26 protein-coding genes are annotated in these 21,633 nt (G+C 65.0%); 17 read left to right on the top strand and 9 right to left on the bottom strand.

The genetic code is table 11. From position 1 onward, the window contains the following. Nucleotides 1-15 precede the first annotated feature (15 nt). Nucleotides 16-498 (bottom strand): universal stress protein, encoded by a 483-nt coding sequence (locus LDZ24_RS15565; protein WP_248323111.1) that lies wholly within the window; start codon nt 496-498, stop codon nt 16-18. A gap of 259 nt (nt 499-757) precedes the next feature. Here LDZ24_RS15565 and LDZ24_RS15570 point away from each other — a divergent pair, with 259 nt between their 5' ends. The 3 genes from LDZ24_RS15570 (at nt 758) to LDZ24_RS15580 (ending at nt 4,929) form a co-directional block, all read left to right on the top strand. After that, on the top strand, nt 758-2,275 hold the full coding sequence (locus LDZ24_RS15570) for an MFS transporter (RefSeq protein ID WP_248323315.1): 1,518 nt from the start codon (nt 758-760) through the stop codon (nt 2,273-2,275). An 82-nt stretch (nt 2,276-2,357) separates the two neighbouring features. Next, nucleotides 2,358-3,935, top strand: coding sequence for an aldehyde dehydrogenase (NADP(+)) (locus tag LDZ24_RS15575; RefSeq protein ID WP_248323112.1), 1,578 nt, complete (start codon nt 2,358-2,360; stop codon nt 3,933-3,935). Between the two features lie 55 nt (nt 3,936-3,990). Continuing rightward, a complete protein-coding gene (locus LDZ24_RS15580) occupies nt 3,991-4,929 on the top strand; it encodes an SMP-30/gluconolactonase/LRE family protein (protein ID WP_248323113.1) in 939 nt (312 codons plus the stop codon). On the opposite strand, the gene LDZ24_RS15585 is transcribed toward LDZ24_RS15580, so the two are convergent. The 3 genes from LDZ24_RS15585 to LDZ24_RS15595 form a co-directional block, all read right to left on the bottom strand. Then, complete coding sequence (locus LDZ24_RS15585) at nt 4,926-5,351, bottom strand: GNAT family N-acetyltransferase (protein ID WP_248323114.1); 426 nt, start codon at nt 5,349-5,351, stop codon at nt 4,926-4,928. The genes LDZ24_RS15580 and LDZ24_RS15585 overlap by 4 nt on opposite strands. Nucleotides 5,352-5,399: 48 nt before the next feature. Next, nucleotides 5,400-5,999: a short chain dehydrogenase gene (locus tag LDZ24_RS15590; RefSeq protein WP_248323115.1), complete on the bottom strand. Its 600-nt coding sequence runs from the start codon at nt 5,997-5,999 to the stop codon at nt 5,400-5,402. 88 nt (nt 6,000-6,087) lie between these two features. Continuing rightward, nucleotides 6,088-6,555 (bottom strand): hypothetical protein, encoded by a 468-nt coding sequence (locus tag LDZ24_RS15595; RefSeq protein ID WP_248323116.1) that lies wholly within the window; start codon nt 6,553-6,555, stop codon nt 6,088-6,090. A gap of 160 nt (nt 6,556-6,715) precedes the next feature. On the opposite strand from LDZ24_RS15595, the gene LDZ24_RS15600 reads away from it, so the two are divergent. Continuing rightward, nucleotides 6,716-6,868: a hypothetical protein gene (locus tag LDZ24_RS15600; protein WP_248323117.1), complete on the top strand. Its 153-nt coding sequence runs from the start codon at nt 6,716-6,718 to the stop codon at nt 6,866-6,868. Between the two features lie 52 nt (nt 6,869-6,920). On the opposite strand, the gene LDZ24_RS15605 is transcribed toward LDZ24_RS15600, so the two are convergent. Beyond that, nucleotides 6,921-7,523 carry a DUF3005 domain-containing protein gene (locus LDZ24_RS15605; protein WP_248323118.1) on the bottom strand — a complete coding sequence of 201 codons (603 nt, stop codon included), beginning with the start codon at nt 7,521-7,523 and terminating at the stop codon, nt 6,921-6,923. Nucleotides 7,524-7,805: 282 nt separating this feature from the next. Between LDZ24_RS15605 and LDZ24_RS15610 the strand changes: the two genes are divergently transcribed. Both LDZ24_RS15610 and epsC read left to right on the top strand, forming a co-directional pair. Continuing rightward, nucleotides 7,806-8,039, top strand: coding sequence for a hypothetical protein (locus LDZ24_RS15610; protein ID WP_175942044.1), 234 nt, complete (start codon nt 7,806-7,808; stop codon nt 8,037-8,039). A 165-nt stretch (nt 8,040-8,204) separates the two neighbouring features. Beyond that, a complete protein-coding gene (gene epsC, locus LDZ24_RS15615; RefSeq protein ID WP_248323119.1) occupies nt 8,205-9,200 on the top strand; it encodes a serine O-acetyltransferase EpsC in 996 nt (331 codons plus the stop codon). Between the two features lie 48 nt (nt 9,201-9,248). Here epsC and folE read toward each other — a convergent pair whose 3' ends face one another. From folE to LDZ24_RS15630, 3 genes are all read right to left on the bottom strand, one after another. Continuing rightward, nucleotides 9,249-9,899: a GTP cyclohydrolase I FolE gene (gene folE, locus LDZ24_RS15620; RefSeq protein WP_248323120.1), complete on the bottom strand. Its 651-nt coding sequence runs from the start codon at nt 9,897-9,899 to the stop codon at nt 9,249-9,251. Nucleotides 9,900-10,012: 113 nt separating this feature from the next. Next, a complete protein-coding gene (locus tag LDZ24_RS15625; protein ID WP_248323121.1) occupies nt 10,013-10,465 on the bottom strand; it encodes a VOC family protein in 453 nt (150 codons plus the stop codon). Nucleotides 10,466-10,488: 23 nt separating this feature from the next. After that, the gene (locus tag LDZ24_RS15630) at nt 10,489-10,911 is read right to left on the bottom strand and encodes a nuclear transport factor 2 family protein (RefSeq protein ID WP_248323122.1); all 423 of its coding nucleotides are present in this window, start codon (nt 10,909-10,911) and stop codon (nt 10,489-10,491) included. Between the two features lie 114 nt (nt 10,912-11,025). On the opposite strand from LDZ24_RS15630, the gene LDZ24_RS15635 reads away from it, so the two are divergent. From LDZ24_RS15635 to LDZ24_RS15655, 5 genes are all read left to right on the top strand, one after another. After that, nucleotides 11,026-11,661, top strand: coding sequence for a TetR/AcrR family transcriptional regulator (locus tag LDZ24_RS15635; protein ID WP_248323123.1), 636 nt, complete (start codon nt 11,026-11,028; stop codon nt 11,659-11,661). Between the two features lie 139 nt (nt 11,662-11,800). Then, on the top strand, nt 11,801-13,678 hold the full coding sequence (locus tag LDZ24_RS15640) for an ABC transporter permease (RefSeq protein WP_248323124.1): 1,878 nt from the start codon (nt 11,801-11,803) through the stop codon (nt 13,676-13,678). Beyond that, nucleotides 13,675-14,460 (top strand): ABC transporter ATP-binding protein, encoded by a 786-nt coding sequence (locus LDZ24_RS15645; protein ID WP_248323125.1) that lies wholly within the window; start codon nt 13,675-13,677, stop codon nt 14,458-14,460. Before LDZ24_RS15640 ends, LDZ24_RS15645 begins: the two co-directional genes overlap by 4 nt. Beyond that, nucleotides 14,457-15,164, top strand: coding sequence for an ABC transporter ATP-binding protein (locus LDZ24_RS15650; RefSeq protein WP_248323126.1), 708 nt, complete (start codon nt 14,457-14,459; stop codon nt 15,162-15,164). Before LDZ24_RS15645 ends, LDZ24_RS15650 begins: the two co-directional genes overlap by 4 nt. 32 nt (nt 15,165-15,196) lie before the next feature. Beyond that, entirely contained in the window at nt 15,197-16,402 is a 1,206-nt protein-coding gene (locus tag LDZ24_RS15655; protein WP_248323127.1) for an ABC transporter substrate-binding protein, read from the top strand. On the opposite strand, the gene LDZ24_RS15660 is transcribed toward LDZ24_RS15655, so the two are convergent. Further along, a complete protein-coding gene (locus tag LDZ24_RS15660; protein ID WP_248323316.1) occupies nt 16,403-16,987 on the bottom strand; it encodes a DNA-3-methyladenine glycosylase in 585 nt (194 codons plus the stop codon). A 34-nt stretch (nt 16,988-17,021) separates the two neighbouring features. On the opposite strand from LDZ24_RS15660, the gene LDZ24_RS15665 reads away from it, so the two are divergent. From LDZ24_RS15665 to LDZ24_RS15690, 6 genes are all read left to right on the top strand, one after another. Beyond that, on the top strand, nt 17,022-17,468 hold the full coding sequence (locus LDZ24_RS15665; RefSeq protein WP_248323128.1) for a low affinity iron permease family protein: 447 nt from the start codon (nt 17,022-17,024) through the stop codon (nt 17,466-17,468). A gap of 488 nt (nt 17,469-17,956) precedes the next feature. Further along, nucleotides 17,957-18,082 (top strand): hypothetical protein, encoded by a 126-nt coding sequence (locus LDZ24_RS15670; protein WP_371747449.1) that lies wholly within the window; start codon nt 17,957-17,959, stop codon nt 18,080-18,082. Nucleotides 18,083-18,191: 109 nt separating this feature from the next. Beyond that, nucleotides 18,192-18,668, top strand: coding sequence for a prepilin peptidase (locus LDZ24_RS15675; protein WP_256465409.1), 477 nt, complete (start codon nt 18,192-18,194; stop codon nt 18,666-18,668). Between the two features lie 12 nt (nt 18,669-18,680). Beyond that, nucleotides 18,681-19,658 carry a Flp pilus assembly protein CpaB gene (gene cpaB / locus LDZ24_RS15680; RefSeq protein ID WP_248323130.1) on the top strand — a complete coding sequence of 326 codons (978 nt, stop codon included), beginning with the start codon at nt 18,681-18,683 and terminating at the stop codon, nt 19,656-19,658. Between the two features lie 43 nt (nt 19,659-19,701). Then, a complete protein-coding gene (locus LDZ24_RS15685) occupies nt 19,702-21,234 on the top strand; it encodes a type II and III secretion system protein family protein (protein WP_248323131.1) in 1,533 nt (510 codons plus the stop codon). A 10-nt stretch (nt 21,235-21,244) separates the two neighbouring features. Continuing rightward, entirely contained in the window at nt 21,245-21,619 is a 375-nt protein-coding gene (locus LDZ24_RS15690) for a CpaD family pilus assembly lipoprotein (protein ID WP_248323132.1), read from the top strand. Nucleotides 21,620-21,633 lie beyond the last annotated feature (14 nt).

Below are 21,633 nucleotides of genomic sequence, written 5' to 3' on the forward strand. Positions count from 1 at the left end.
TGCCGGATGCTTACATCATGGGTTATCCGCGGCGTCCGGAACGTTTGAAACGCCTGCCGCCGACGGAATCAACAGCACCGGCAGCGTGGCCTGCCGCAGACAACGCTCGGCCACGCTGCCGAGAATCAGCCGTTGCATGCCCTTGCGTCCGTGCGTGCCCATCACGAGCAGGTCGGCACTGAACGTGCTGGCAGCCGAGAGAATCAGCGAGGCGACGTCGTCGCTCGCGGTGGCGTCCGCGGTCACGACGTTGCCGGCAATGCCGCGCGCTTTCATCGCGTAGCCGGCCTCGCGGGCGAGCGTCGCGCCTTGCTCGGCGAGCCCCGCCTGCAGCGGCGACGGATCGTAGCCGGGCACGTCCATGTAGAGCGGCCCGCTTTCGATGACGTAGAACGGCTGCATGACGGCCTCGTGCTTGACCGCGAGATCGAGCGCCGTCTGGAAGGCGCGTTGCGAGGTGCGGCTGCCGTCGATGGCGACGAGGATGCGTTTGAACATGGCGTGTGCTCCGTGGATCGATGTCGAAGGCGTCTCGCTTGGCCCGGCGCGTGCGCGCGGCTAGACGCACCGGCAGGATAGCGTGCGCATTCCGCATGCGGCTCGCGCATTTCTAAGATGAGTCGATCCGCCGCATGCAACGCCGTACAATTCGTCTTTCCACCGACTAAGCGCCCGCTTAACACCCGACCGCATGACCGACGCCCGCACGACCGACGCCCCTTCTCACGCACTTGCGTTCCGCACGGCTCTTTACGCGATGCTCGGCATCGGCCTCGTCAACATGCTGGTCGCGCTGGATCAGACCGTGGTCAGCACGGCGCTGCCGTCCATCGTCGCGGAACTGCACGGCTTCGAGTATTACGCGTGGATCGCGAGTGCCTATCTGCTTGCTTCCGTCGTCACGGTGCCCGTGTTCGGGCGGCTCGGCGACTACTTCGGGCGCAAGCGCTTCGTCATCGCGGCGGTGATCACGTTCACCGTGGCGTCCGTGCTGTGCGGGCTCGCGCCGAACATGCTGTTTCTCGCGCTGGCTCGCGGGCTGCAAGGCGTCGGCGGCGGCATGATGGTCGGCACCGCGTTCGCCGCGATTCCTGATCTGTTCCCCGATCCGCGCACGCGCGTGCGCTGGCAAGTGGTGCTCGCGGCGGCCTACGGCATCGGCACGGCGGCGGGGCCGTCGCTCGGCGGCTGGATGAGCCAGCACTGGGGCTGGCGTTCGACCTTCCTCGTCAATTTGCCGGTCGGCGCGGCGGCGCTGTACTTCATCTGGGCGCATCTGCCGAATCTGCACCGGCCGCGCGAAGGCGCCGTGAAGATCGACTGGCTCGGCGCGGCGCTCGTCGCGCTCGTGCTCGGCGGGTTTCAGTCGCTGATCGAGTCCGTGCCGAAAAGCGGCCTCTCGGGCGGCAACATCGCGCTCGGCTGCGTGGTCGTGGCGGGCGCGGCGGCGCTCTTGTTCTGCGAACGGCGCGCGACGCATCCGATCCTGCCGCTCGACATCTTCCGCGATCCGCATCTGGTCACGCTGTTCACGCTGTCGTTTCTCGCGGGCTTCGTGATGTTCTCGCTGATCTTCTTCGCGCCGCTGCTGTTGCAGGGCGGCTTCGGGCTTTCGCCGCAGGAGGCAGGTCTGCTGGCGACGCCGATTGCCGCGTGCATCGCCATCGGCAGCTTCGTGAACACGCGCATCGTGATCCATCTGCGCAAGCCGACGAAGATTCTGACCATCGGCTTTTCGCTCTTGCTGGTGGCGTCGATTGCGCTGGCGTTCGCGCGCGCCACGACGCCGCACGTGTGGATCGAGTTGCCGATGGCCGCGGTCGGCATCGGCCTCGGCTTCGTGCTCAACAACATGAACGTGTTCGGCCAGGAGATCGCGGGCCGCGAGCGCTTCGGCATCACGACGGCGCTGCTGCAATCCACGCGCATGGTGGGCGGCATGCTCGGCACGAGCATCGTGGGGACGATCGTCGCGCATCATTACGCGAACGTCGTGACGCGCACGATCAGCGTGCTCGGCGCGGGCGCGGCAGCGCAGTGGCAGCCGCGTTTCGCGGACCCGCGTATTCTCGTCGACGAAGCGTTGCGCGACACCGTGCTGCGCGAGCTGACGGCGGCGGGGCTGGACGCGCCCGCGCTCTTCGACGCCGCCCGCGATGCGCTCGTGCAGTCGGTGCACAACGGCGTCATGCTGACGGGCGTGGCCGCGCTCGTCGCCGCGCTGCTCGTGCGGCGCATCGGGCATATCACGTTCCGGCGGGCGGGCAAGGGCTGAGCGGCACGCGTAATGCGTGCGCGGCACGTTCACACTCGTTGGCGCCCGTGACGGGCGGCAGCACCAGCACGGAGAAATCACCATGATGATCACCGGAGAAATGCTCATCGGCGCGACGGCCGTGCGGGGCACGGACGCCACGCTGCGCGCCTTCGACCCGGCGCGCAACGTCGATCTCGAACCCGTGTTCGGCGGCGGCGGGGCGGCGGAAGTCGCGCGCGCGTGCGAACTGGCCGACGCCGCGTTCGATCCGTATCGCCAGGCGCCGCTGGAGACGCGCGCGCAACTGCTGGAAGCGATCGCGGACAACATCCTCGGAATGGGCGATGCGCTCATCGAGCGCGCGCAGGCCGAGTCGGCTCTGGCGAAGGCGCGGCTCGAAGGCGAACGCGCGCGCACCGTCGCGCAGTTGCGGCTCTTTGCGTCGCTCGTGCGCGAAGGGCGCTGGCTCGCCGCGACGCTCGATTCCGCGCAGCCGGAGCGCAAGCCCGCGCCGCGCCCGGACTTGCGCTTGCAGAAGATTCCGGTCGGACCGGTCGCCGTGTTCGGTGCGAGCAATTTCCCGCTGGCGTTCTCGGTGGCGGGCGGCGACACGGCGGCGGCGCTGGCGGCGGGCTGTCCGGTCGTCGTGAAGTCGCATCCGGCGCATCTCGGCACCTCCGAGATGGTCGGGCGCGCGGTGCAGAAGGCCGTCGCCGAGACGGGCCTGCATGAAGGCGTGTTCTCGCTCGTCGTCGGCGCGGGCAATGCCATCGGCGAGGCGCTCGTCGCGCATCCGGCGATCAAGGCGGTCGGTTTCACGGGGTCGCGGCGCGGCGGGCTGGCGCTCATGGAGATCGCAGCGAAGCGCCCGGAGCCGATCCCGGTCTTCGCCGAAATGAGCAGCGTCAACCCGATGTTCGTGCTGCCGGGCGCGCTCGCCACGCGCGGCGAGTCGCTTGCGGCGGGTTACATCGACTCGGTGACGCTCGGCGTCGGACAGTTCTGCACGAACCCGGGCCTCGTGTTCGCGCTCGCGGACGCCAAGCTCGACGCTTTCGTGGATCACGCGACAGCCGCGCTCGAAAAGAAGGATGCGCAGACCATGCTCACCGCGGGCATCGCGGCGGCGTACGAGGACGGCATCCGGCATCGCGACGATTCGGGCGCGCAGCGCATCGCGACGGGAAAGGAGACAGAGGCGGCGAGCGGCGCGCTGCCGGCGCTGTATCGCGTGAGCGCGGAGCAGTTTCTCGCGACGCCGCATCTCGCCGACGAGATTTTCGGGCCGACGTCCGTGATCGTCGCGTGCGAGGACGAGGACCAGATGATCGCCGTGGCGCATCAGCTCGAAGGCCAGCTGACGGCGACGCTGCTGATGGATAACGACGATATCGACTTCGCGCGGCGTTTGTTGCCGGTGCTCGAACGGAAGGCCGGGCGGATTCTGGCGAACGGCTTTCCGACGGGCGTCGAGGTGTCGTACGCGATGGTTCACGGCGGCCCGTATCCGGCGACATCCGATGGCCGCTCGACATCGGTCGGCGCGATGGCGATCGAGCGTTTTCTGCGGCCGGTCTGCTATCAGGACTTGCCGGCGGCGCTCTTGCCCGAGGCGCTCGCCGACGAAAACCCGCTGAATCTCTGGCGCCTGCGCGATGGCGAACTGGGGCCGAACTGACACCGCCGTATCCTATTGCTGAATTTCGTCCAACCTTCAACGAAAACTCAAACCGATGACGCTTTCCGACCGCCGCTATCCCGACCCCGCCATCCGCGTGCTCGATCCGCGTTTCAACGCGCTGCGCATTGCATCGGCGTCGGTCGAGTGTCTCTATCAGGGCGCGCGCTGGTCGGAAGGGCCCGTGTGGTTCGGCGACGGGCGGTATCTCTTGTGGAGCGACATACCGAACAACCGCATCCTGCGCTGGGACGAGGAAAGCGGGCAGGTCGGCGTGTTCCGCAAGCCGTCGAACAACGCGAACGGCAACACGCGCGACCGCGAAGGCCGGCTCGTGACCTGCGAGCATCTCACGCGGCGCGTGACGCGCACCGAGTACGACGGCTCCATCACCGTGCTCGCGGATGGCTATGACGGCAAGCCGCTCAATTCGCCGAACGATGTCGTCGTGAAGTCGGACGGCTCCATCTGGTTCAGCGATCCGACCTTCGGCATCGACGGCTTCTACGAAGGCGAGAAGCAGCCCTCGGAACTGAAGCCGTGCGTGTATCGCGTCGACGGCCAGAGCGGCGAGATCACCGTGATGATCGACGACTTCATCGGGCCGAACGGCCTCGCGTTTTCCCCCGACGAATCGGTGCTGTACGTGGTCGAGTCACGCTCGACGCCGCGCAAGATCATCGCGTTCGACGTGCTCGACGGCGGCCGCGCGCTCGGCAAGCGGCGCGAAGTCATCAACGCGGGCCCCGGCACGCCCGATGGCTTTCGCGTCGATATTCACGGCAATCTGTGGTGCGGCTGGGGCATGGGCGACGCCGAGCTGGACGGCGTGCGCGTCTTCACGCCGCAAGGCGAGGCGATCGGCCACATCGACCTGCCGGAGCGATGCGCGAACGTGTGCTTCGGCGGGCGGCATCGCAATCGGCTCTTCATGGCGGCGAGCCACGGGCTCTATTCGCTTTATGTGAACACGCAAGGGGCGAAGGGCGGTTAAGCCTTCGCGATCTTCTCCATGATCCGCTCCGGATGCGCGCTCGCGCGAAAGCCGAAGCGCGCATAGAGGCCATGTGCGTCGGACGTGACGAGCATCATGCGGCGCAAGCCCTGCAAGTCGGGATGCGCCATCACGCATTCGATCATCCACTTGCCGAGGCCCGCGCCCTGACGCTCGGGCAGCACGAATACGTCCGCCAGATAGGCGAAGGTCGCGGTATCGGTAATCATGCGTGCATAGCCGATCTGCCGCGCGCCTTCGAAGAGGCCGAACGCGAGCGAACGACGCGCCGCGCGCTCGACCGTTTCCCGCGCGACGCCCGGCGACCAGTACGCCACTTCGCTCAGATAGCGGTGAATCATGTCGAAGTCGAACGAAGCGATGTCCGTCGTCACGCGCCATTCGCCACGAGTCCATTCCATCGCGCTGCTCCTCTTTACGCAAGCGCCGAGCTTAAGCGAACGACGCGCTCAATGCACGGCATACACGCGGCCGGTTTCCGCGCCTTCCACGCTGCGGCTATAGGCCAATGCCACGCGCGCGCCGCTCGCCGCTTCGAAGCCGCGAAAATACGGCCCGAAGCTCTCGCGCGCTTCTTCCAGCATGGTCGGACTCACGGCGTTGATGCGCAGGCCGCGCGGCAGTTCGATCGCGGCGCCGCGCACGAAGCCTTCGATCGCGCCGTTCACCGCTGCCGCGCTCGCGCCTTGCCGGATCGGCTCAGCGCCGACGATGCCGCTCGTGAGCGTGAACGAGCCGCCATCGTTGAGATAGTCGCGCGCCGTGAGCACGAGATTCACCTGGCCCATGAGCTTGTCGTCGAGGCCGAGTCTAAACTGCGCAGGCGTCATCTTGACGAGCTCGCCGAAGTGGACATGACCGGCCGTGGCGACGATGGCATCGACCCGACCGATGGCATCGAAAAGACGCTTGATGCTGTCCAGATCGAGCAGATCGACGCGATGCGCGCCACGCGTCGCGCCGATCTCGATGACTTCGTGACGCGGTTGGAATTCGGCGCAGACGGCCCGGCCGACCGTGCCGGTCGCGCCGATGACAGCGATTTTCATGAGCAGCCTCGCAAGCGTTGCAGTGGAAGAACGGCAACGCATTGTGCGCGCGCGAAGGCGCGATGAAAAGCCGCGGCGAGAAGTGGCGTCAGGCCGCCCGGCGCGCGGGCATCGGCGAGAGCAGGAACAGCGACGCGGCGAGACGGCACGCGAGCGTCAGCCCCGAGACGACGGCCGCTGCGGGGAACACGTGCCATTGCAGCGCGAGCGTCGGCGCGACCAGCACGACCGTGACGAAGCCGAGCGCGACTGTCAGCCAGCGCGCCCATTGCAGGCGGGAGGCGACGCACAGATACAGCAAGCCGACGAGCACGCGCGACACGATCGATGCCGCGACCGGATGGCTTGCCGCATCGCCCGGGAATCCCATAGCGAGCGCGAGTCCGAGTTCCGCCCAGGAGAGCGCGTATGCCGCCCCGAGGCACGCAAGCGCCGACTTGGAGCGTTGTTGCGCCGCGCTGCGCTCGGGTGCGGCCGGACGCGCTTCGCGCAGTGCGTCGTCGTTGCCGGTCTCATCCGTGGCGTTCAGGCCGTCGTAGGTCTGACTCGTGGTCATCGCCTTCCCCTTTATTCGAATGTATGCGGTCCCGGATTCTTGTCTTTGGTTCGCTCGTAAAAGAGCAGAAGGCATAGCGCAATCGTTGTGCCTGCCTCGCGCCGGCTTCGGAATGATCTTTGCTGCGGTGCTATCGACGTCACGACAACAGGAGCCGACGATGAGCAACACGAAAGAGCAGAACCCGACTTCCGAGCGCGATGAAGACACGGTCGACAAGGCCGTGGAAGACACGTTTCCGGCCAGCGATCCGCCCGCAACGGGCGGCGTGACCCGCATCGAGACGGACGACGAGAAGGACGAAAAGAAGTAATCGCGGCGAGGGGCGGCCGCGCGCCCGGCCGCCCGACTACTTTTGAGGCCGTTCAGGACCGTTCGATCACGATCAGCCGCGACGGCCGCAAGTGGTTCAGCGCATAGTGCGTGCGCCCCTCCAGCGTATGGCCGTGCGCATCACGCGCGACAAAGCGCAGATGTTCCTCGACGTCCGGCACCGCGGGCGCGACCATTCCCCGATCGATGACGCGATAGCCGTTCGCCACCGCGAGCGCGAACCCCTTTTGCCCCGGGCGGCTATCGAAACCGGCCAGGACGCCGCTCGCCTCCGGCACATGATTGGATAGCGTGGCATTCGAGAAGATCACGGCGTCGGGTTCGCGCGCGAGCATTTCCGCTTCGCGTTTCGCGTGAATGTTCTTCGCGTCGGTATCGACGGTGTCGTCGAGCGTGTCGTCGTTGAGCACATCGACGCCACGCGGGCGGCGCTGCGCGGCATCCGTCACCGCCGCCGCTGGCGGCTCTGCTTGCGGACTTTGCGGACTTTGCGGGCGCGCGTCGCGGCCGGACTCCGCCGCTTGGGCATCGCTCATGCGGATATGCGCCGTCTCGGTCGACGGCGTCTTGATGGGACTGTCGGCCGCGCGGCCGGTTTGCCTGTGTTGCGGCTCGTTGGATTCGGCGTTGTTCATCGCGCGTTCCTCCTGCAAACAAAGAAGGGCCTCGGCAAGAGTCGTTCCGGTTATTTAGCGACGGAACGGCCGCCCTCATCCGATGGACATGGTCCCGGCCGCCCAAAATTTCGCGGGCGATTTTCGAGACTAAGGGCTTTCACTACCAGTATTATTTGTAGCTTGTCGCCGGCAAAGCGCAATAGGCGCAACGCGAGCAATTCAGGAGGGCGCGTTCAGGACACCTGCCGGCGTGACAGCAATGCCATTCGAACGAGCAGGGCACTTTAAGACGGGTGACTCATGCAACACGATGCCGCCTTTTCGCATAGAGGCTATCTGCTGAACTGCGCGCCCGCACGGACGGCAGAAGGCACGTACCAACCTTACGTGGTGATCTCGCGATCGAGTGACGGCGAACTGGTCGCGAACCGCTTCTTTCCCGCGGACCTGCGCTTTCGCAGCGAGGACGAGGCCATCGCGCACGCGCGCGACTGGGCCGTGCGCTGGATCGACGCGAGTCACGTCACGGTCTAGCGCCCGGAGCAGCGCACATGGCTTGCAAACGATTGCGCGCAACGTATGCTGGATGTGCGGCGCGCGCGTTGCGGCACGGTCGGTCGAAACCGGGTACTCTTGGCGTTCGTCCGCCGCGCCGGCCACGGCGGTTGTCACCATCGCTCAGAGATTGATACGCAGAACATGGCTTCGCCCAGCAGATCCGTGCCGCCCGGCACTTCGCCCGAATCATCCGGTGCCGTCACCGCTCCCGCACCGCGCGAATGGGGCTTGTCGCGCATCGTGGCGGAGTTGCGCGAGTCGCGCGAGCAACTGCATCGCACGCGGCATCCGCTCGGCATCCGCGAGCTGCCGTCGCGCGACGCCATCGTGAAGATCGTCAACGGGCTGCGCTCCGCGCTCTTTCCGACGCATTACGGCACGCCCGATCTCACCGACGAAAGCGTGGATTACTACGTCGGCCAGACGCTCGAAACCACGTTGCGCCTGCTGCACGAGCAGATTCGCCGCGCCCTGCGCTTTCTGCCGGAACATCGCGAGACGAGCGACGCCGACCTGAGCGCGAAGGCGTTCGAAACCGCGCGCGAATTCGGCGCGCAACTGCCCGCAATCCGGGCGCTGCTGGTGTCGGACATTCTGGCCGCGTTTTCGGGCGATCCGGCCGCGCAGCACATCACCGAGATTCTGCTGTGCTATCCCGGCGTGTGGGCCATGATGCATCATCGGCTCGCGCATGCGCTGCATCGTCTGGGCGTGCCGCTGCTCGCGCGCTTCATCAACGAGATCGCGCATTCGCTGACGGGCATCGACATTCACCCGGGCGCGACCATCGGCCCGAGCTTCTTCATCGATCACGGCACGGGCGTGGTGATCGGCGAGACGGCGATCATCGGCGAGCGCGTGCGCGTCTATCAGGCCGTGACGCTCGGCGCGAAGAGCTTTCCCGCCGGTGGCGACGGCATGCTGGTGAAGGGCAATGCGCGCCATCCTATCGTCGAGGACGACGTCGTCATCTACGCGGGCGCGACCATTCTCGGGCGCGTCACTATCGGCAAAGGTTCGGTGATCGGCGGCAACGTCTGGCTGACGCATAGCGTTCCGCCGGGCAGCAACGTGTCGCAAGGCAAGGTGCGCGAAGGCACGGGCGCCGATGCGCCGCGCAACGGCTTCGGCGCATGAAACGCAAAAGGGCCGCGACGCGGCCCTTCCACGTTTTCTCTAGCCTCTTCAGGTATTCGACACGCTGAAGCTGGACGGTTGCCCGACGATGGCGAGAAACTCGCGGCGCGTGGAAGGGTCGTCGCGGAACGAGCCGAGCATGCGCGAGGTGACCATCGAGACGCCCGCCTTATGCACGCCGCGCGTGGACATGCACTGATGCGCGGCTTCGAGAATCACGCCGACGCCGAGTGGTTGCAGCACTTCTTCGAGCGTATCGGCGATCTGCGCGGTCATCTTCTCCTGAATCTGCAGGCGCTTGGCGAAAGCGTCGACGAGACGCGCGAGCTTGGAAATGCCGACGACGCGCTTGTTCGGCAGATAGGCGACGTGCGCCCGGCCGATGATCGGCACCATGTGATGCTCGCAATAGCTCTCGAAGCGAATGTCCTTGAGCACGATCATCTCGTCGTAGCCCTGCACCTCGGAGAACGTGCGCGCGAGAATCTCGTGCGGATTCTCGGCGTAGCCTGCGAAGAACTCCTCGTAGGAGCGGACGACGCGCGCCGGCGTGTCGAGAAGACCTTCGCGGCGCGGGTCGTCGCCGGCCCAGCGCAGGAGCACGCGCACGGCGGCTTCGGCTTCCTCGCGCGTCGGACGATCGGCTGATTCAGCGGGCATGTCCGAGCCGGTGAGATGATGGGTGTGCGGGGCGCTCATGAAAGCTCCTGTCGGTCTATGTTCGGATATCAGCCGACATTGTTCCACGTTTTCGAATGCCCTTATGCGCGTCAGGTGTTTCAGGCTGTTACGCCCCGCATTCCCGCCAGCCTTCACGCGGGCTGGTGCTCCACGCCGCCCAAGACCATCCACGACACGCCGAACATGTCCTGGACCATGCCGAAGCGTTTCGCGAAAAAGGTCTGCGTCATCGGCATCTGAACCTGTCCGCCGTTGGCGAGCGCATTGAAGTACTTCTCGGCCTGTTGCTCGTCGTTTGCCGTGAGCGAGAGTGAAACGCCCTGAAAATTCGGCTTGCCGCTGCACATGCCGTCGGACGCCATCACCGTGGAATCGCCGAAGGTGAACGCGGTATGCATGATCTTGTCTTCTGAGCCGGGCGGCAAGCTGCAGCCACTCGCCGCTTCGCTGCCGCCTTGCTTGCCGGCGTCGGGATTGTCCCGGTAACGCATGGTCATCAGCACCTGCGCGCCCAGATGCTCGCGATAAAACGACACGGCTTCTTCGCAGCGGCCTTCGAAAAACAGATACGGTTGCACTGTCATGTCTGCTCCTTGAATGAGGACGGTCAGGATGCTTCGTCGGGGTCCATGTCCATCATGAGCGGCACGGACGCGTGTTCGTGCACCACGCGCCAGTCGCCGTCGATCTTCCGGAAACACACGGTCGCGCGCACGATGTCGTCGCGCCCGCCCGCCGCCACGCGGTTGAGCGAGTGCACATACGCCAGCTCGCCGCTGACCGCGATACGCATGTCCACGATGTCGAACGCGAGCGGGCCGCTGATGCTGTCGAACCAGCGTTGCCAGTTATCGCGATAACGCGCGACGCCGGTCATCCAAGCGGGCGGCACGACATCGAACACGACGACATCGGGCGCGTAGTGCGCGACGAGCGCGGCTGCGTCTTTTGCCAGCACGGCTTGCCGCCAGGCTTCCGTCAGTTCGCGAATACGCGCTTCGTCACGCGCACGATCGTTCTCGTCGTTCATGTTCGCTCCCTTCGACGGAAGAATTCGACTTGTGTACAGCGTCCACAAAAAAATAGCAGAGATAATGGACAGTGTCCACATACGACCGTCACCGTCGAAATAACAAGCAATCCCATGACAAAAACCAAGCCGCGAAACACTTACAGACACGGCGACCTTCGGCGCGCGCTCATCGACGCGGGCATCCAGCTCGCCCGCGAAGGCGGTCCCCATGCGATCGTCCTGCGCGAAGCAACGCGCCGTGCGGGCGTCGTGCCGAACGCGGCGTACCGGCACTTCGAGAACAGGGACGCGCTGTTGTCCGCGGTGCGCTCGGCGGCGCTGTCGTCAGTGGCCGAGGCGATGGAAGAAGAACTGGCCGCTCGCCCGAAGAAACGCCGTCGCGCCGATGCCGCCCGTGCCGGACTGCGCGCGATCGGCGCGGGCTATTTGCGCTTCGCTCAGGCGGAAACGGGCTTGTTCCGCACGGCGTTCGCTGCGGCGCAGGCGGAGTGGAGAGAGCACGATGAACCGTACGGAACGGGACCGAGCGGTCTGGACCCGTTCCAGCTCTTGAGCCGCGCGCTCGACGAGATGGTGGAAGCAGGCGCGCTCGATGCGCGGCGTCGGCCGGACGCGGAATATCTCGCGTGGAGCGCGGTGCACGGCTTTGCGCTGCTGCTGATCGAAGGGCCGCTGCAAGGGCTGGGCGCGGAGTCGGTCGAGCCGCTTGCCGCGCGGCTCTTGTCGATGGTGGAGAACGGCTTGTGACGGGACTGCGCGAGTCATCACGGCGCCAGCTTTTTGTCGTACAAGGAAGAGGGCGCGCAATTCGCCGATAATGTCGCCTCGTCGCCGCTTGCTCCCCTTAGCCGTCAACCATTCAGCAATCAAGCTCGTCACGCGCCCGATGTTCGCCAACCTGCTCGTTCAACTCGTCAATGGCCTGGCCGATGCCTGCGCGCTCTTTCTCGTCGCCTCGGGACTGTCGCTGATCTTCGGCGTCACGCGCATCGTCAACTTCGCGCACGGCTCGCTGTACATGGTGGGCGTCTATGTCGCCTACAGCCTGACGAGCCGGTTCGGGGCGAGCGTCATGGGATTCTGGGCGTCGATTGCCGGCGCGGCGCTGATCGTCGGCGCGCTGGGCGCGATCATCGAAGTCAGCGTGCTGAGACGCATCTATCGCGCGCCCGAGCTTTTCCATCTACTCGCGACGTTCGCGCTCGTGCTGATATTGCGCGACGCCGCGCTTTACGTATGGGGACCGGACGATCTGTTCGGGCCGCGCGCGCCGCATCTCGCGGGCGCCGTGCCATTGCTCGGGCATGCGTTGCCGGTCTATGACCTGGTGTTGATCGTCGCCGGTCCGCTCGTGCTGGGCGTGCTCTGGTACGCGCTCACTCGGACGCGCTGGGGCACGCTGGTGCGGGCTGCGAGTGCCGATCGCGAAATGCTCGGCGCGTTAGGCGTGAATCAGGCGTGGCTCTTCACCAGTGTCTTCTTCGCGGGCGCATGCCTCGCGGGCCTCGGCGGCGCGCTGCAGATACCGAGGATGCCGGCAAATCTTTCGCTCGATATCGACACCATCGGCAATGCGTTCGTGGTCGTCGTGGTCGGCGGCATGGGCTCGATTCCGGGCGCATTCGTCGCGGCATTGTTGATCGCGGAGATCAAGGCGCTGTGCATCGGCATCGGGCAAGTATCGGTCTTCGGTATCGCGTTCTCGCTGTCGAAGTTCACGCTCGTCGCCGAATTCGTGTTGATGGCCGTCGTATTGGTGTTTCGTCCGTGGGGCTTGTTCGGGCGCGCGCAGACCGTCGCGCGAACCGCCGCGCCCGCCGACAGGCCGCTTTCTCCCGCAACGCGCCGCGTCAAACTCGGCTGGGCCATCGTGGTCTTGGTGCTCGCGCTCGCGCCTCTGGCAGCCGGCGTGTTCCCGTATCTGCCCGTATTGCTCGTCGAAATCCTGATCGCCGTTCTGTTCGCCGCGAGCCTGCATTTCATCATGGGACCGGGCGGCATGCATTCGTTCGGACATGCGGCTTATTTCGGATTGGGCGCTTATGGCGCGGCACTTTTTCTCAAGGCGCTGGCCTTGCCGATGGAAGCGGCGCTCGCGCTCGGGCCGCTCGTCGCGGGCATCGGTGCAATCGTGTTCGGATGGTTCTGCGTGCGGTTATCCGGCGTTTATCTTGCGATGCTGACGCTCGCGTTCGCGCAGATCTTGTGGTCGATCGTCTATCAATGGGACGCGGTAACAGGCGGCAGCAACGGGCTGCTCGGCATGTGGCCGTCGCCTTGGCTGTCATCGCCCGTTGCGTTCTACTACCTCACGCTCGTTGCCGCGATAGCAGGCGTATGGCTCTTGCGACGACTGCTCTTCGCGCCGCTCGGATTCGCGATGCGCGCGGGCCGCGATTCGCCGTTGCGCGCGGAAGCCATCGGCATCGACGTCGCCCGCGTGCAATGGATCGCCTTCGTCGCGGCTGCGCTCGTATGCGGGCTCGCCGGCTCGCTGTACGCGTTCTCCAAAGGCAACATCTCGCCGGAAGCCATTAGCGTCGGTCGCTCCGTGGACGGTCTCGTGATGGTGCTGCTCGGCGGCATTCAGACGCTTGCGGGCCCCATCGTCGGCGCGGCCGTGTTCACGTGGTTGCAAGACACCGTGGCCCGGCAGACCGACTATTGGCAAGCGTTGCTCGGGGCCGCCATTCTCGTGCTCGTCGTGGCGTTTCCGCAAGGCATCGCAGGCTTCGTGCGTGACCGGTTCACGGAGGCGCAATGACGCTCCTGCGCATCGACAAACTGTCCAAGTCCTTCGACGGCGTGAAGGCTGTCAACGACGTGTCGTTCTCCGTCGAAGCAGGGCAACTCCTCGCGTTGATCGGCCCTAACGGAGCCGGAAAGTCGACGTGTTTCAACATGATCAACGGGCAACTCAAGCCCACGTCGGGCGCCATCCATCTGGACGGCCACGACATCACGGGAAGACGCCCGCGCGATATCTGGCGGCTGGGCGTCGGCAGGACGTTTCAGGTGGCCGCTACGTTCAATTCGATGACGGTGCTCGAAAACATGCAGATGGCGTTGCTCTCGCACGAGCGGCGCGCGTTCGGCTTCTTCTCGCGCGTGGCGTCGTCGAATGAAGACGAAGCCATGGGCTTGCTCGATCTCGTCGGCATGGCGGCGCACGCGCGGCGCAGTTGCGCGGTGCTCGCTTACGGCGACGTCAAGCGCGTGGAACTGGCGATGGCATTATCGAACCGCCCGAAGCTGCTGCTGATGGACGAGCCCACGGCGGGCATGGCGCCCGAGGAACGCAACGCGCTGATGGCGCTCACCGCGCGTCTTGCCAAAGAGCGCAACATGGGCGTGCTTTTCACCGAGCACAGCATGGACGTGGTGTTCGAACATGCCGATACGCTCGTCGTGCTGGCGCGAGGCCAGTTGATCGCGGAAGGCGACGCAGATGCGATCCGCAACGACGCCCGCGTGCGCGAGGTCTATCTGGGCACGGGGGCATCGTATGCGCCGCGCGCTGTTTCGATCGACGGAGCCGCGCGATGACGCTCTTGCGTGTCGATGCGCTGAATGCGTTCTATGGCCGCGCGCAGATTCTGTTCGACGTCGCGTTCGAAGTCGGACAGGGCGAGGTCGTCGCGTTGATGGGCCGCAACGGCGCGGGCAAATCCACGACCATGAAAGCCATCATGGGCCTGCTGCCGCGCGTGACCGGCACGGTCATGTTCATGGGCGAGGACATATCGGGAATGGCGCCGTATCGCATTGCGCGTCGCGGGCTCGGTTACGTGCCGGAAGATCGCCGCATCTTCGGCGACCTGACCGTCATGGAGAATCTGGATACGGGCCGCCAGCCGCCGCGCGAAGGCGCGCCGCGATGGACGCCGGACACGCTCTTTCGCGTGTTTCCGAATCTCGGCGAGATGCGCGAGCGTCGCGCGAGCCGCATGAGCGGCGGCGAGCAACAGATGCTGACCGTGGCGCGCACGCTGATGGGCAATCCGCGTGTCGTGTTGCTGGACGAGCCATCGGAAGGCGTGGCGCCGGTCATCGTCGAGCAGATGGCCGATATGATTCTGCGACTGAAGCGCGAAGGGCTCGCTGTTCTGTTATCGGAGCAGAACCTGCACTTCGCCGAACTCGTCAGCGACCGCGTGGTCGTGCTGGAAAAAGGCCAGGTTCGCCATGCCGGAGCGATGCAGGCGTTCGTTCGCGACGATGCCGCTCGCCGCGCTTATCTGGGCGTTTGAGCCCGAAGCATATCGTTAGAGGAGAAGCATCGATGATTCATCAAGCAGGAAGAGTGCTGCGCGCGAGCGTGGCAGCGCTTGCGGCCGTCGCGGCGTGCGCCGCGCACGCGGACAGCATCAAGATCGGCGAGATCAACAGCTATAAGGCGCAACCCGCGTTTCTCATGCCCTACAGGAACGGCTGGAATCTCGCGCTCGAACAGATCAACGCGGCAGGCGGCATAAACGGCAACAAGCTCGAAGTCGTTTCACGCGACGACAACGGCAATCCCGGCGATACCGTGCGTGTCGCGCAGGAACTCGTCTCGCGGGAACAGGTAAAGCTCCTGTTCGGCGGCTATCTGTCGAACACGGGCCTCGCGCTTGCGGACTACGCGAAGCAGCGCCGCATTTTCTTCCTCGCCGCCGAGCCGCTCACCGACAAGATCGTCTGGCAGGACGGCAACAAGTACACGTATCGCCTGCGGCCATCGACGTATATGCAGGTCGCGATGCTCGTCCCCGAAGCGGCCAAGCTCAAAAAGAAACGTTGGGCGCTCGTCTATCCGAACTACGAGTACGGTCAGTCGGCCGTGGCGACATTCAAGCGCTTGCTGAAGGCCGCGCAGCCCGATGTCGAGTTCGTCGCGGAACAGGCGACGCCGCTCGGCAATGTCGATGCAGGCGCCGTCACGCAGGCGCTCGCCGATGCGAAGCCCGACGCCATCTTCAATGTGCTCTTCAGCGCGGACCTCGGCAAGTTCGTTCGCGAGGGCAATACGCGCGGGCTCTTCAAGGATCGCGCGGTGGTGTCGCTGCTGACCGGCGAGCCCGACTATCTCGATCCGCTCGGGGCGGAAGCGCCGGTCGGCTGGATCGTCACGGGCTACCCGTGGTATGCCATCGACACCCCGGCTAACAAGCAGTTCGTCGCCGCTTATCAAGCGAAGTATCACGACTATCCGCGCCTGGGCTCGGTTGTCGGATATGCGGCGATGATGTCGCTCGCCAATGGCCTCAGGAAAGCGGGCAGCACGGACGCGGACAAGCTCGCCGCCGCATTCAAGGGCTTGCCGGTGAATACGCCGTTCGGTCCGATCGTCTATCGCAAGCAGGACAACCAATCGACGATGGGCGCTTATGTCGGCGTCACGGCGCAGAAGGACGGCAAGGGCGTGATGACGTCGTTCCGCTATATCGACGGCGCGAGCGTCCAGCCCTCGGACGAAGAAGTGCGAAAGCTGCGCCCGGCTGACTGATCACGCCTTGGGAAAGGGCTTGCTGACGAACTTCGATCCGGCAAGCCCGAAGCGCCAAGGCACATCCATCGCCTTGCTGATGCCGATGCGCGGACCCGTGACGACATCGCATGCCTCGTCGGGCGGCTGGATGTCGAAGGGCGCTTCGAGCAGCGACGCGCCGTTATCCTTATGCGTGATGCCCAGCGCCTGCGCGAGCCGCCCCGGCCCCGAACAGAGCAGCTTGAGCGGTTCGACGCCGCGCCGCTGACGCATGACGTCGATGCCGGTCAGCGGCTCGATGGCGCGGATCAGCACGCCGGCGCCGTGGCCTGCTTCGCGGCACACGAAGTTCAGGCACCAGTGGATGCCGTACGACCGATAGACGTAAGCATGCGCGGGCGGCCCGAACATGGACGCGTTGCGCGGCGTGGGGCCGGAGAACGTGTGCGAGGCGGGATCTTCGCGGTCATAGGCTTCGGTTTCGACGATGCGCCCGCCGACGCCGTCCACGGTGAAGATGGCGCCGATCAGGCGGCGCGCGACTTCTTCCGATGCGGCGGAGAAGTCGATGGAGGGATGTTTGATTTTGGGGCTCACAGGCATCATTCTAATCAACGACGCTCACAGGAGACGCGCGATGAAAAGGTCTTGGTTCCTCAGATTCTCCAGTGCGCTATCGCAAATCACGGGCCGGGCGTCGACGTTCGTCATCGCGGTGGTGCTGGTCATCGCGTGGGCGGTCTCCGGGCCGCTCTTTCACTTCAGCGATACGTGGCAACTCGTCATCAATACCTCGACGACCATCGTCACGTTTCTGATGGTTTTTCTGATTCAGAACACGCAGAACCGCGACACGGCGGCCATGCAAATCAAGCTCGATGAACTCATACGCGCGACGGAGCGTGCGCATAATGCGTTGCTGGATCTGGAGGAGTTGGATGAGAAGGACCTCACGCGTTTCCGCAAGCGTTATGAAAAACTGGCGGAAAGAGCGCGCGGCGAATTGCGCTCGACAGACGGTGGACAAGACATCGACTTGTCGGACTTCGATCGGGAAGACGACAAAAAGCATACGCTGACATAGCACAACTCGCCGGTGGCAGCCTTTGCACATTGAATCGGCGGCACTACGTATTAATTTCCGACTCGCCAGTACTTGGAATGAATATGTGCAGTGCTTTGCTCTCTTTCCTTTCGACGCGCTGAATTAGCGCAAACGTTAAACCTTTCTACGCGCCGCGCAATGCGGCTCGCGTCGCACGGCGCCGTACAAACGCGTTTCCGAACGTCGAAATACGAAACCGCCGGTTGCCCTCCACGGAATTCCACGACGAATCTAAAGTTTCCCGCCTCCGGGCCGTTAGCGAAGGAACACACGTCCGCTAAAGCCTCGAATTGAGGGTTGTTCAGGCCTCTGAACGACGAAGTCGAAGCATCGAGGTGTAGCTAGGATGTGTCGTGTCCGGCGCCTCTCTCACCGGAAAACCACACGTAACTTCAACTCGTATCAAGGGAATAAAAATGCTCAAGTTTGCGAAAGCTTTTACGCGTGATGAGCGTGGCGTCAGCGCCATGGAATACGCAATCCTCGCCGGCATCATCGTCGTGGCGCTGACCGCGTCGATGACGTCGTTCAAGACCGCGTTCACGGGTCTGTGGACGACGATCACGACCAAAGTCAACAACGCAGGCCAGTAATAGCCGTACCTCCGGAGGCCCGGATGTTTCTCGTCCGGTTCTCCGCTCCATTCTTAACTCACCTCGCGGCTTCATCGTGCTGACCTTGTCCATCGCCATTCGTCTCGTCGTGTTCTGCGCGCTCGTTTTGCTCGCGGTCATCGACATTCGTTCACGGCGACTGCCGACGAACATCGTCCTCGTCATCGGAGGACTGTTCTTCGTGGACGCGGTTTTGCGCCAGATGCCCCTCGACACGATGATCGCCCACCTCGTGGTCGCCATCGGCGTGTTCCTGGTCTGCGCGCTGCTGTTCGCGGCGCGGATGCTGGGCGGCGGCGACGCCAAGCTCGCGGCGGTGATCTTTCTCTGGGCGGGCGTCGGTCTTTCGCTGCCGGCACTCAGCCTCATTTCGGTGACAGGCATGTTCGTGTCGCTGATCAGCCTTGCCACGCGAAACATGAATCCCGATCGCCACGCGATGCCCATGCGCGCGCTGGCGTTGTTCTCCGGAGCGCGCGGCGTGCCTTACGGCGTCGCGCTCGCCTGTGGCGGCATCGCTGTCATCGTGCTGCCGGTTGTGCTTCCCTTGATCTTGACGCGATAGGACGGCGTCGCTATGTCCAACATCATCAAATTCGCCGTACTGCTCGTCGGCGCACTTCTCATCGCGCTGATCGTGCGCGTCGTTGTCGCCAGCTCGTCTAAACCGAGCGAAGTCAAGATCACCACCGCCAAGGTGCAGGTGAGCGCGGCGGACCTGCCGCAGGGACTTCTGCTGCGCGACGAAGACATCGGCTGGAAAGCGATCCCCGCCACCGAGGTGCCGGCCAACGCCATCGTGCAGGGCGCGCCGGGCTCGGCCGACCTGAAGGGCGCGCTGCTGCGCCATCCGGTGACGAGCGGCACGATTCTCACCGGCGACGACGTCATTCTGCCGAGCGCGCCGGGTTTTCTCGCGGCCACGCTGAAGCCGGAAATGCGCGCCGTGTCGGTCGCCGTGGACGATGTCTCCGGCAACGCCGGCCTGATTCAGCCGGGCGATTACGTCGATCTCTTGCTGACACAGCAAATGGACCGGCGCACGGATTCGCCGGACCTCGCGGTATCGAGCGAAACGGTGGTGGAGCACGTCCGCGTGCTCGCGGTCGGTTCCGAAATCAAGCGTCCGAAGAACAACGGCGTGGCGCCCGAAACGGTGACGCCCGCCCGCACGGTCACGCTGGAAGTCACGCCGCGCATGGGCGAAGTCGTCGCGGTCGCCGCGCGTCTGGGCAGTTTGTCGCTCGCGCTGCGCAGTTTCGCGACGGTCACGCGCGACCCGGCGGCATCCGCGGCTATCCCGGTTTCGTCGGCGGAACGCGCGCCGATCTGGGCCGGCGACATTTCCCGCGCGGTGCGCGCGCTGCCGCATGCCCGCGTCGCCGAGGCGAGCACGGGCGGTTCGTACGCGCCGCCGCTTCCGCATACGGTGACGGTCTATCGCGGTTCGGAGAAGACGGACAACGCGGCAGGTGCGGCGGGGAGCGCAGCCACGTCGGTTGCGGCAAATTCCGTCTCTGGCGCGCCTCCGCTCCCTATAGTCCCCGCGCGTTGATGCCGTAAGCACGGGTACAGAGTGAATCGCCAGGTATACAGTCATGAATAAGCAGTCGAGTTCGGTTCTTGTCGATGCAAACGTTGCGGCGAAAGCCGTGGCGTGCGCGGGCGCGCTGTCCGCAGCACTTGCCGCGACGCTGCCCGCGACGTCGAACGCCGCCGAACCGCCGCCCACCGCGCAGCAGGCCTATCAGGCACAGGCGCGCGTCGCGAACCGGCAGGCTCTGCCGGTCGCGGCCGACGCGACGGCGGCAGCCGATAGTTACGCTCCCCTCAACATCGATGCAGGCAAGGGCACGTTGCTGCGCCTGAACGAAGAAGCGTCGTCCGTATTCGTCGCCGATCCGACGGTCGCCGATGTGCACGTCCCGTCGCCGAAAGCGGTGTTCGTGCTCGGCAAGAAGTCCGGCACGACGACGCTCTACGCGCTCGGCGCGAACAACAAGCCGATCCTGCAACGCACGATCGTCGTCGCGCGCGACATGGTGCTCCTGCGCAGCACCATCGCCAGCCGCTTCCCGGACCTCAACGTCCAGATCGGCACGACGCTCGGTTCGCTCGTCCTGACCGGGCAGGTTCATACCTCGCTCGAAGCGGATGCCGTCGTGCAAGCCGTCACGCCGTTCCTCGCGGACAAGGAAGTGCTGGTCAACCGCATGACGGTGGATCGTCCGCAGCAGGTTCAGTTGCGCGTGCGGATCACCGAAGTAGACCGCAACATCACGCAGCAACTCGGCATCAACTGGCAGTCGATCGGCAATGCGGCGGGCAATTTCTTCGGCGGCATCTACAGCGGCCGCTCGATCTACAACCTGACGCAGCCGCTCACCAACGCGGCCGGTCAGACGACCTATCCCGTCAACCTGCCGAGCAACAACGCCTATTCGCTGTTCGGCGCGTTCCGCACGAACAACATCGACATCCGCGCGATGATCGATGCGCTGAATCAGGAAGGCTTGCTGACCGTGCTCGCGGAGCCGAATCTCGTTGCGCTGTCCGGTCAGACGGCGAGCTTCCTCGCGGGCGGCGAATTTCCGATTCCGGTCTCGCAAGTCAACGGCGCGATCTCGGTCGAGTTCAAGCAGTTCGGCGTGAAGCTGGATTTCACGCCGACCGTGCTCGACGAGCATCGCATCAGCCTGAAAGTGCGGCCGGAAGTCAGCCAGATCGATACCTCGGTGAGCGTGACGACCAACGGCATCACGGTGCCGGGCCTCTCCGTGCGCCGCGCCGATACCACCGTGGAACTGGGCAGCGGCCAAAGCTTCGCGATCGGCGGCCTGTTGCAAAGCAATACGCAGGATATCGTTTCCCAGGTTCCGGGTATCGGTTCGCTGCCGGTGCTGGGCAAGCTGTTCTCGTCGACGAACTACCAGAACAACAAGACCGAACTCGTGATCATGGTGACGCCTTATATCGTCGAGCCGACCGATCCCGCGAAGCTGCGCTCGCCGCTCGATTCGCTGATCTCGCCGAGTTCGGACGTGGAGTACGGCTTCCAGCGCCGCACCGGCACCGACGCGCCTTCGGCCGGCGAACCGCGTCTCGTCGGCGCGGCCGGATATGTCTATTGAGCGCATTGCCATGAAACACGCACGCATTCTCACGCTTTCTCTTTCCTGCGCGATCGCGCTCGGCGCAGCGGGCTGCTTCAAGCCGCCGCGCAACATGCCCAACGAAACGGTCATCGGTTACGACGGCCGCTCGGCGACGCCGCCCGATTGCGACAGCCTGTCCCGCCCCTCGCTGCTGACCGATGCCGGCATTCGCCGCCCGAGCATGCAGTGGGGCTGCGCGACGTACACGAATCTCGCGGCCCAGCTCGCGCATCCGGAAGACATCGTTCATCCGCGCACGCTCGGCCCCGCCGATGCAGCCGTTGCCGCGAGCGCCGCGCATCGTTACCAGACCGACCACGTGATTCCGCTCGACAAGAGCACGTCGCGCGACGCCAAGTGATGCATGCCATCTCA

The sequence above is a fragment of the Caballeronia sp. Sq4a genome (assembly GCF_023170545.1).
Taxonomy (GTDB): domain Bacteria; phylum Pseudomonadota; class Gammaproteobacteria; order Burkholderiales; family Burkholderiaceae; genus Caballeronia.

Bases quoted from the DNA above. Each gene is read 5' to 3' on its own strand.
- LDZ24_RS15565 (WP_248323111.1), bottom strand. From the start codon at position 498: ATGTTCAAACGCATCCTCGTCGCCATCGACGGCAGCCGCACCTCGCAA.
- LDZ24_RS15670 (WP_371747449.1), top strand. From the start codon at position 17,957: ATGGAATACGCAATCCTCGCCGGCATCATCGTCGTGGCGCTGACCGCG.
- LDZ24_RS15590 (WP_248323115.1), bottom strand. From the start codon at position 5,999: ATGAAAATCGCTGTCATCGGCGCGACCGGCACGGTCGGCCGGGCCGTC.
- LDZ24_RS15610 (WP_175942044.1), top strand. From the start codon at position 7,806: ATGCAACACGATGCCGCCTTTTCGCATAGAGGCTATCTGCTGAACTGC.
- LDZ24_RS15625 (WP_248323121.1), bottom strand. From the start codon at position 10,465: ATGACAGTGCAACCGTATCTGTTTTTCGAAGGCCGCTGCGAAGAAGCC.
- LDZ24_RS15635 (WP_248323123.1), top strand. From the start codon at position 11,026: ATGACAAAAACCAAGCCGCGAAACACTTACAGACACGGCGACCTTCGG.
- LDZ24_RS15595 (WP_248323116.1), bottom strand. From the start codon at position 6,555: ATGACCACGAGTCAGACCTACGACGGCCTGAACGCCACGGATGAGACC.
- LDZ24_RS15580 (WP_248323113.1), top strand. From the start codon at position 3,991: ATGACGCTTTCCGACCGCCGCTATCCCGACCCCGCCATCCGCGTGCTC.
- LDZ24_RS15570 (WP_248323315.1), top strand. From the start codon at position 758: ATGCTCGGCATCGGCCTCGTCAACATGCTGGTCGCGCTGGATCAGACC.
- cpaB (WP_248323130.1), top strand. From the start codon at position 18,681: ATGTCCAACATCATCAAATTCGCCGTACTGCTCGTCGGCGCACTTCTC.
- folE (WP_248323120.1), bottom strand. From the start codon at position 9,899: ATGAGCGCCCCGCACACCCATCATCTCACCGGCTCGGACATGCCCGCT.
- LDZ24_RS15685 (WP_248323131.1), top strand. From the start codon at position 19,702: ATGAATAAGCAGTCGAGTTCGGTTCTTGTCGATGCAAACGTTGCGGCG.
- LDZ24_RS15665 (WP_248323128.1), top strand. From the start codon at position 17,022: ATGAAAAGGTCTTGGTTCCTCAGATTCTCCAGTGCGCTATCGCAAATC.
- LDZ24_RS15605 (WP_248323118.1), bottom strand. From the start codon at position 7,523: ATGAACAACGCCGAATCCAACGAGCCGCAACACAGGCAAACCGGCCGC.
- LDZ24_RS15645 (WP_248323125.1), top strand. From the start codon at position 13,675: ATGACGCTCCTGCGCATCGACAAACTGTCCAAGTCCTTCGACGGCGTG.
- epsC (WP_248323119.1), top strand. From the start codon at position 8,205: ATGGCTTCGCCCAGCAGATCCGTGCCGCCCGGCACTTCGCCCGAATCA.
- LDZ24_RS15575 (WP_248323112.1), top strand. From the start codon at position 2,358: ATGATGATCACCGGAGAAATGCTCATCGGCGCGACGGCCGTGCGGGGC.
- LDZ24_RS15640 (WP_248323124.1), top strand. From the start codon at position 11,801: ATGTTCGCCAACCTGCTCGTTCAACTCGTCAATGGCCTGGCCGATGCC.
- LDZ24_RS15690 (WP_248323132.1), top strand. From the start codon at position 21,245: ATGAAACACGCACGCATTCTCACGCTTTCTCTTTCCTGCGCGATCGCG.
- LDZ24_RS15660 (WP_248323316.1), bottom strand. From the start codon at position 16,987: ATGCCTGTGAGCCCCAAAATCAAACATCCCTCCATCGACTTCTCCGCC.
- LDZ24_RS15630 (WP_248323122.1), bottom strand. From the start codon at position 10,911: ATGAACGACGAGAACGATCGTGCGCGTGACGAAGCGCGTATTCGCGAA.
- LDZ24_RS15600 (WP_248323117.1), top strand. From the start codon at position 6,716: ATGAGCAACACGAAAGAGCAGAACCCGACTTCCGAGCGCGATGAAGAC.
- LDZ24_RS15585 (WP_248323114.1), bottom strand. From the start codon at position 5,351: ATGGAATGGACTCGTGGCGAATGGCGCGTGACGACGGACATCGCTTCG.
- LDZ24_RS15655 (WP_248323127.1), top strand. From the start codon at position 15,197: ATGATTCATCAAGCAGGAAGAGTGCTGCGCGCGAGCGTGGCAGCGCTT.
- LDZ24_RS15650 (WP_248323126.1), top strand. From the start codon at position 14,457: ATGACGCTCTTGCGTGTCGATGCGCTGAATGCGTTCTATGGCCGCGCG.